Below are 7555 nucleotides of genomic sequence, written 5' to 3'. Positions count from 1 at the left end.
ACCCCGGCCACTCCCCCGGGCCCGGCCCCGCGTGCCCATCCCCCGGTCGGCCACGGGTTCGCGGGCGGTCGGGGCTCGGTCGCCCCCGAAGGGACGTGCCCGCCACGAGATCCCGGCGTCGGACCGGTTCGCGGCGTCACGCCGGCTGACCCTCCCCTCGGCCACCACCAGCCAGGCGTGCAGCACCGTCCAGGCCGAGTCGGGCAGCGCCGAGGCGAAGTAGGTGACCTGGACCGACCCGGTCTGGTCGTCCAGCGACAGGAACAGCACCCGGTTGCCGGAACGCTGGCCCGGCGACTGCACCGCCACCTTCACCCCGGCGACCCGGACCTGGCTCTGGTTGGGCAGGGTCGCGATGTCGGCGGCGTCCACCACGCCGAGCGCGTCCAGCAGTGGCTCGTAGAACGACAGCACGTGCCGCGAGGCGTCCAGCCCGGTCACCGCCAGCTCGTCACGGACCTGCTCGGCCGGGGTCTGCACCGGCATCGAGGGTGGGGGCGTGCCGACGTCCAGCGGCAACTGGGCCGACTCGTCCGGGCGGGGGCGTCTCGAGTCGGCCCACAGCTCCTCGACCGCGAGCCGGATCTCGCGGCGGTCGGTCGCACCGTCGCGCCGGTGCAGCCCGGCGAGGTGGTCCAGTGCCCCGGCCCGGGCGAGCCGCTCGGCGACCGGTCGTGACAGCGACGACCTGGCCCGCAGCTGGACCAGTGACCCGTACGGCCGGTTGGCGACGATCGAGTCGACCTCGTCGCCGCTGATCCCCCTGACCGCCGACAGCGCCACCCGCACCCCGTAGCGCCACCCGTTGCCGGCGTCGCCCCCGTCGAACCCGCCCGGCGGGACCGGCCGACCGTCGCGCACCGTCCAGCCCTTCGGCAGCTGCTGGGTGGTGCCGGGCCGCCGGTAGATGCCCAGCAGGTGCTCGGCCTGGCCCCGATCCACCACCTCGACGGTGTAGTGGGCCAGGGACCGGTTGACGTCCAGGCCCAGCACGGCCACGCCGAACTGGCGGCACTCGTCGAGGATCAGCCGCCGCGGGTACATCCCCGGGTCGTGGGTCAGCAGCCCGGCCATGAACTCGGGCAGGTAGTGGGTCTTGAGCCACGCCGAGCGGTAGGTCGGGACGGCGAACGCCGCGGCGTGGGCCTTGCAGAACCCGAACGAGGCGAACGACGCGACCTGCTTCCAGACCGCCACGGCGGCCTCGGTGGAGAACCCGCGGGACCGGGCCCGGGCCAGCGCCCACGGCCTGATCGTGTCGGCGTCGGACGACAGCCGGCGACGCAGCAGGTCGGCGTAGGCCATGTCGCAGCCGGTCAGCGCACACAGCGCCCCCATGACCTGCTCGTGGTAGACCACGACCCCGTGGGTCTCGCGCAGGACCGGCTCGAGGCTGGGGTGTGGGTACCAGTCCTCCTCGACGGCGTCGGGGTCGGTGGCCGCGTCGTCAGCGCTGGACACCGCCCCTCGCCCGTGGCCGGTGCGGTGGCGGCGCTGCACGAACGGGGTGACCATGTCGGCCTTGACCGGGCCGGGGCGGAACAGCGAGATCTCGGTGATGAGGTCACCGAAGCGATCCGGCTGGAGGCGTCCCAGCAGCTCGCGCTGGCCGGGCGACTCGATCTGGAACACCCCGATGGTGTGGGCCGAGCGCACCAGGTCGAAGGTGGCACCGTCGCCCTCCGGGATCTGGGTGACGTCGAGGTCGTGGCCCCGGGTCGTGGGCACCAGCTCCATCGCGTGGCGCATCGACGACAGCATCCGCACCCCCAGCACGTCCAGCTTCAACCACCCCAGCGCCGCCACGTCGTCCTTGTCGAAGGCGACCATCGGGAAGCCCCGGGCGGAGCGCTCGATGGAGGTGTGGCTGAGCAGGGCGTCGTCGGCCAGCAGGATCCCGCACGGGTGCAGGGCGAGGTGACGCGGCAGCCCGTCGAGGCGCTCGACCACGGCCAGCAGCCGCTCGAGCTGGCCGGCGTTGATCCGGGAGTTGGCCAGCTCGGGGAGGTCGTCGACGACCGCACGGACCTGGCGCGCCCGGGCGTGGGTGATGGACTTCGCGACCATGCCGATCTCGTCGGGTGGCAGGCCCAGCACCTTGCCGACCTCGCGGATCGCCATGCGGGCCTGGAAGGTCTCGACCATCGCGACACAGGCGGCGCGGTGCTGGCCGTAGCGCGCGATCACCAGGTCGTAGACGTCCTCGCGCCGGGCCGACTCGACATCGATGTCGATGTCGGGCAGCTCGTCGCGATAGGGGTTCATGAAGCGCTCGAAGGCGAGGTCGTTGCCGACCGGGTCGACCTCGGAGATCCCCAGGGCGTGGCAGATCAGCGATCCCGCGGCCGACCCGCGACAGGCCGCGAGGATCCCGAGCTCGTCACGCACCGCCGCCATGATGTCGGACACGGTCAGGAAGTAGTCGTGGAGGCCGAGCCGGTCGACCATGTCCAGCTCGCGCTCGAGCCGCTCACGGATCCGGGACGTGACCCGGACGTAGCGGTCCGCGAGTCCCTGCCAGGCGCGCCGGTGCAGCTCGCCGGCGGCGACCTCGTCACTCAGCCCGGTCAGGTGTGGCACCTGCACCTCCCCCAGGGCGAGGTCGACCTCGCAGGTGACCGCCAGTTCGTGGGCGTTGGTGACCAGGTCGGGACGCTCGGCGAACCGGCGTGCCATCTCGGCGCCGGTCGCGAAGTGGCCCTCGGCGGTGGTGCGACCGAGGTGGCGACCGGCCAGCGGGACCTGCTGGCGCACGCAGGCCAGCACGTCGGCGACGTGCACGTCGTCGGGCTCGAGGTGGCGCACGTCGTTGACCGCGACCGCGGTGACCCCGGCCCGCGTCGAGACCTCCAGCAGGTTGCGGATCCGCACGTCGTCACCGGGCTCGTCGATGGTCCCGTCCGCGCCGACCGCGGGCGCACCGTCGGCGGTGAGGCGGACCGGCTGGCCGTGCCGACGGCCCCCGGGGGGCGTGCGGTGGTTGCGGACCGCGACCCGGAGGCGGTCCGGCCCGACCACGTCCAGGAACCGGCGCAACTGGTCGGTCGCGGCGTCGAGCCGACCGACCGCGGCCAGCCGTCCCACCGGTGAGTCGTTGCCGAGCAGCACCCAGGTGTCGTCGCGGGCGGTCGCCGTCGCGAGGTCGTCGAAGGCCAGGTGCGGACTGGACCGGTCGGCGAGCTCGACCTGCTCGCGCCAGGTCTCGCGGTCCAGCGAGGTCCCCGACGTCAGCCGGTCGAGCCCGTCCGGGCCGAGGTGGGCGGCCGTGATCGCCCGGCAGACGTCGCCGTGGCCGGCGTTGCCCCGGGACAGCAGGGTGATCCGGGCGGCGTCGTCCTCCAGCCAGCCACTGCCCACTGCCGGACCCGGTCGGCCGTCCCGGGCCCGACCCACCCTCGGCGAGGTCCAGCCCGGGTCGTCGGTGACGGCCAGGGCGAGGTCGGCCCCCAGCACCGGGGTGATGTTGGCCTTCGCGGCGGCCTGGGCCACCCGGACCGCCCCGTAGATCCCGTCCCGGTCGGTCACCGCCACGTGGGTCATGCCCGCCGCGGCCGCCGCCGCGACCAGCTCGCCCGGACGGATCATCCCGTCGCGCAGCGAGTACCCGGTCCGTGCGGTCAGGTGGGTGAACGCCGTCGTGCCGCCATCGTCGTCGGGGTGGTCGGCCAGGCGCTGCTGGACCCGCTCGGCGGCATCGGCCGCCCGACGGTCGTCCACGTCACGGTCCATCGCCGTGATCGCGACCTCGTCGGCGCTGAACGCCCGCCTACCAGCCATGCGCCACGCCCCACCCCGTCACGTCGAGTGTGCTCTTCGCGGCAGCCCGTGGCCGTGATCCGCACACTCGACGAGGAGGACCGGCGGCCAGCGGCGGACGGGACCGCACGGTCAGTCCCAGACGCGATCGAGGCGCCAGGTCGTGCCGCGGCGGGCGAGCTCGTAGACGCCCTGGCCGTCCCGGAGCCCCGGGTGCGAACCGTCCGATGCCGTCACCATGCCGGCCCCCCGGACCGCCTCGACCCGCCACAGGTCGGACTGCTCGATGCGGATCGGCTCACCGTCGGGACGACGCCACCAGCCCTCCTCCTCACGCCAGTGGCCCAGGATCCGGGTGACCGCGTAGTGACGTCCGCGCCAGGTGAAGGCCAACGGCTCGTCTGCGTCGGCCGGGCCGTTGCCGGGACGGTTGGCGGCGCGTGCCGTCGGTGCGGTGGTGGCCGGTGCGGTGGTGGCCGGGGCGGCCGTGACGGGTCGGACCAGGGTCGCCACGCCCCCGCCGGAGCCACCGCCGGTGTCACCCTCCTGCCGCCGCTGTCGACCGTCGGAGGGAGGTGGGGCACCGTCGGCGTCCACCGAGCCTGACCGGTCCCGGTCGGCGGCACGACGGCTGGCCGGGGTCTCCACCTCCTCGAGGACTTCGCGGTACCGCTTGCTCATCGCCTGCTCCTTCGTCGCGCCCGGTCTCGCGTCCGGTCGAACATGTGTTCGAGTGAACGACGAACCTACGTCACCCCGACGACATCGGTCAAGCGGTCGGGCGAGACACGCCATGACGTGCGTGGGGGACCGTGGTCGGGAGCGGGCAGGACACCCCCGGAGCGGCCCCGGCAGTCGTCCGCGAGGAGGAGCGCACACGGCGAGCGCTCGTCGCCCGGCCCGTCGTCCCGCCGTGCGACGGCCACCCACCCGGACCGGCCCACCACGTAGGGTCGCCAGCCACGAGGAGGGACGCGATGGCCGACGGCTACGTGCTGGGACCGGACGAGGCCCGGCGACGGCTCGGACCGTTCCGGGTCCTGGTGGACGGCGCCGAACAGGACCAGCAACTGGCGCTGTACACGGGCGTGCTGCCACGGGGCGGGCCGCCACTGCACAGCCACGCCTTCGACGAGGGCGTGCTGGTGCTCGAAGGCCGGCTGCTGGTCGAGCTCGAGGACGTCGTGCACGAGGTGGCGGCGGGCGGGTTCGCGTGGTTCCCGGCCGGCGCACGACACGTCTTCGCCAACCCCGACGACACCCCCGTCACCGCCCTGGGCATCGCCCGTCCCGACGGGATCCTGCCACTGTTCGCCGAGCGTGGTGACTACCTGGCCGGGCTGGGTGACGGGGCGGTGCCCGACCCGGAGCGGATGGCGGCGATCTACGCCGCCCATGCCAGCGAGGTCCACGGCCCGCCCCTGCTCGACCGTCCCGGGGGCTGAGTCGCATGTCCGCCCCCACTCCCCCGAGCCGTCCGGTCCGTCCCGCGTCGCTGGACGTGCGTCGGGCGTGCTGCACCATCCGCTCGCCCGCCACCCGCTCGACCTGATCGCCATGGCCGACCGACTGTCCCCCCGCCTGCGCGCCGTCGCCGACGCGCTGCCCCTGCAGCCGGGGATACGCGTGCTGGAGATCGGCTGTGGGCCGGGCGCCCTGGCACGCGAGCTGGTCCGGCGGGTCGAGCCCGACGGGCACGTCCTGGCCATCGACCGGTCCGGGACCGCCATCGACCGGGCGCGGTCGAGCGCGCAGCGCGAGGTCGCCGACGGTCTGCTCGACCTGCGTCGGGCCGACGTCGAGACGTTCATGCTCGAGCCGGGCGAACCGCCCTACGACCTGGCCGTCGCGATCCGGGTCGGCGTGCTCGACGGACGCCATCCGGAGGGTGAGGAGGCCGCCCGGGCCGCGCTCCGCGACGCACTGGTGCCGTCCGGCCGCCTGTACGTCCAGGGCGGCGACCCGCTCCGGGAACTGGCTCCCTGAGCGCTCGCCTCCCGGGATCCGCTGCCACGCGGCGCGGACACGCGAGCATGCCCCGGTCCGCGCAGGCCGAAATGGCCGGCGCGGACCGAGGCCGGGGGGATCGGTGGCCCAGCGATGGCCGAGCGAACATGGTCGGTCGAACACGTCGTGTGGCGTTGCGGAGCCACGAGGGGTGATCGTTCTCGTGGACCGGGCCGAGGTGGACGAAGCACCCGAGCCTCGGCTGTCCCGGTCAGGGCCCGCGAGGCGTGGGTGGGTCCTTGCCGGACCCGTCATCGGTCGGGCGTGACGGGGTGGTCGGTCGACTCGGTGGCGAGGGGAGGTGGAATGGGGGAGGTTGGTGGACCTGGTAGCCGGACGCGGGGACGGTCCAGGTGCGGGACCCGTCGGGGTGGCGGTCGAGCCGCCACTGTCTGCGGGTCTTGCGGGTGTGGGCCCGTCGCGACACCAGTCCGAGGTTGTCCACGTCGGTCGGACCGTCGGGCCACGGAACGACGTGGTCGACGTCACACAGCCGCGCCGCAGTGGTCGACGCAGGAGCAGTGTCGTGGAGGTCGCGCGCGATCACGGCGTCACGCAGCCACCCCGGCGGCACCTTCGTGCGGTGTCCGACCCCGACCACCTGCCCGACGTCATCCATGGCGACCAGGCGGGTCGCCGCCCCGTCGGCGACCCAGCGGCGTGCGACGTCGGAGGTGACCTTCATCCGTCCCGCCAGCTTCGTCAGCACCCACGCCGGCGCCGTCCCGTCCACGAGCGTGTCGACATGGCACGTCAACGTCACCGACGGCACCCGGCGGCCCCGCCGGGCCCGTCCGGACGTGTCGCCGTCGGGGTGGAGCGGTGCGAGGGTGCCGGCCCGCTTGCCGGTGACCAGCGCGAACAGCGCATCCGCGCGGCGGCAGCTCCTGGCGGCTTCGAGCGCAGCGGCGTGCCGGTGCGCCTCCGTCACGGCCTGATCGTCGTGCACCGACGAGCCGTCGTGGCGTTCGGGCGTGTCGGAGTCGTCCGATGCGTCCGTGACGTCCGCCGAGTGGTCGTCGTCGTGGGTGGCGAGGGTGGCGGCGAGGTGGTCGATGCCTTCCATCATCGGCATGAAGTGCAGGTCGTCGTAGTCGACGAACAAGGACCCCCCGGACCCGTCCAGCCGTGGCGTCGCCCGCAGGCGGTTGTCCGCCACCGGCGTGCGGTCACGCTCCTTCGTGCGTTGCCCGACGAGCTGGTCGGCGAGCCAGTCGACCTCCCACACCAGGTGGTCAGCCTCCACATCGGCATGCGACACGGCCCGTTCGGCCACGAGTGCGTCGATGCGGTCACGACCCGCCACGTCCACGGTCCGGGCCGCAGTGACAATCCCACGGACCTGGCTCCACGACACCTGCCCCTGCACGAACGCCGACCGGACGGCCGGCATGACCGCCAGCGTGGTCGCGACCCGCAGCAGCGTGTTGCGTTCGAACCCGACCTGCCGGCACGTCTGCGCCAACACCACCTCGACCGGCACGCCCAGCGTGGTCNAACCTGCCCACGATCGCGGCCTGGCGGCTCCCGGACCAGTCGACCTCCCTGGCTGCCGACGGCGCCGGCGCCACCCCCTCCGCCACCGGAACGACGGTCCGCGCCCGACCGGCGGGTCGGGGGTCGGAATACGGGGCGTCGTTCGAGTTCATGTGATGCACCGTAACTCCCTGCTGCGACATCCCGACCATCGAATCCGGCCCCTTGTGGAGAACCGGGAGATCGTCCCAAGGGCCGGGTCCGCGGATCGCCCGGACCGGCGAAACCGTGGGCCGAGGATCCAGCCCTGCACCGG

The 7555-nt window shown here is 73.8% G+C and carries 5 protein-coding genes; 2 read left to right on the top strand and 3 right to left on the bottom strand.

Annotation, left to right across the window (positions count from 1 at the left end):
* Positions 1-3777 (bottom strand): DNA polymerase III subunit alpha (locus tag KR546_RS18635; protein WP_238446228.1); only part of this gene is annotated, 3777 nt, incomplete at its 3' end.
* A 111-nt stretch (positions 3778-3888) separates the two neighbouring features.
* Positions 3889-4437, bottom strand: coding sequence for a DUF6504 family protein (locus tag KR546_RS18630; RefSeq protein ID WP_238446227.1), 549 nt, complete (start codon positions 4435-4437; stop codon positions 3889-3891).
* A gap of 296 nt (positions 4438-4733) precedes the next feature.
* Between KR546_RS18630 and KR546_RS18625 the strand changes: the two genes are divergently transcribed.
* A complete protein-coding gene (locus tag KR546_RS18625; protein ID WP_238446226.1) occupies positions 4734-5201 on the top strand; it encodes a cupin domain-containing protein in 468 nt (155 codons plus the stop codon).
* 112 nt (positions 5202-5313) lie between these two features.
* Positions 5314-5742, top strand: coding sequence for an SAM-dependent methyltransferase (locus KR546_RS18620; RefSeq protein WP_238446229.1), 429 nt, complete (start codon positions 5314-5316; stop codon positions 5740-5742).
* A 232-nt stretch (positions 5743-5974) separates the two neighbouring features.
* Here the strand turns inward: KR546_RS18620 and KR546_RS18615 are convergent, their stop codons facing one another.
* On the bottom strand, positions 5975-7246 hold the full coding sequence (locus KR546_RS18615) for an HNH endonuclease signature motif containing protein (protein WP_238446225.1): 1272 nt from the start codon (positions 7244-7246) through the stop codon (positions 5975-5977).
* Positions 7247-7555: the final 309 nt, after the last annotated feature.

It is taken from the genome of Salsipaludibacter albus, assembly GCF_019798055.1.
In the GTDB taxonomy this organism is placed as follows: domain Bacteria; phylum Actinomycetota; class Nitriliruptoria; order Nitriliruptorales; family Nitriliruptoraceae; genus Salsipaludibacter; species Salsipaludibacter albus.
This window is presented reverse-complemented; position numbering and strand designations above follow the sequence as displayed.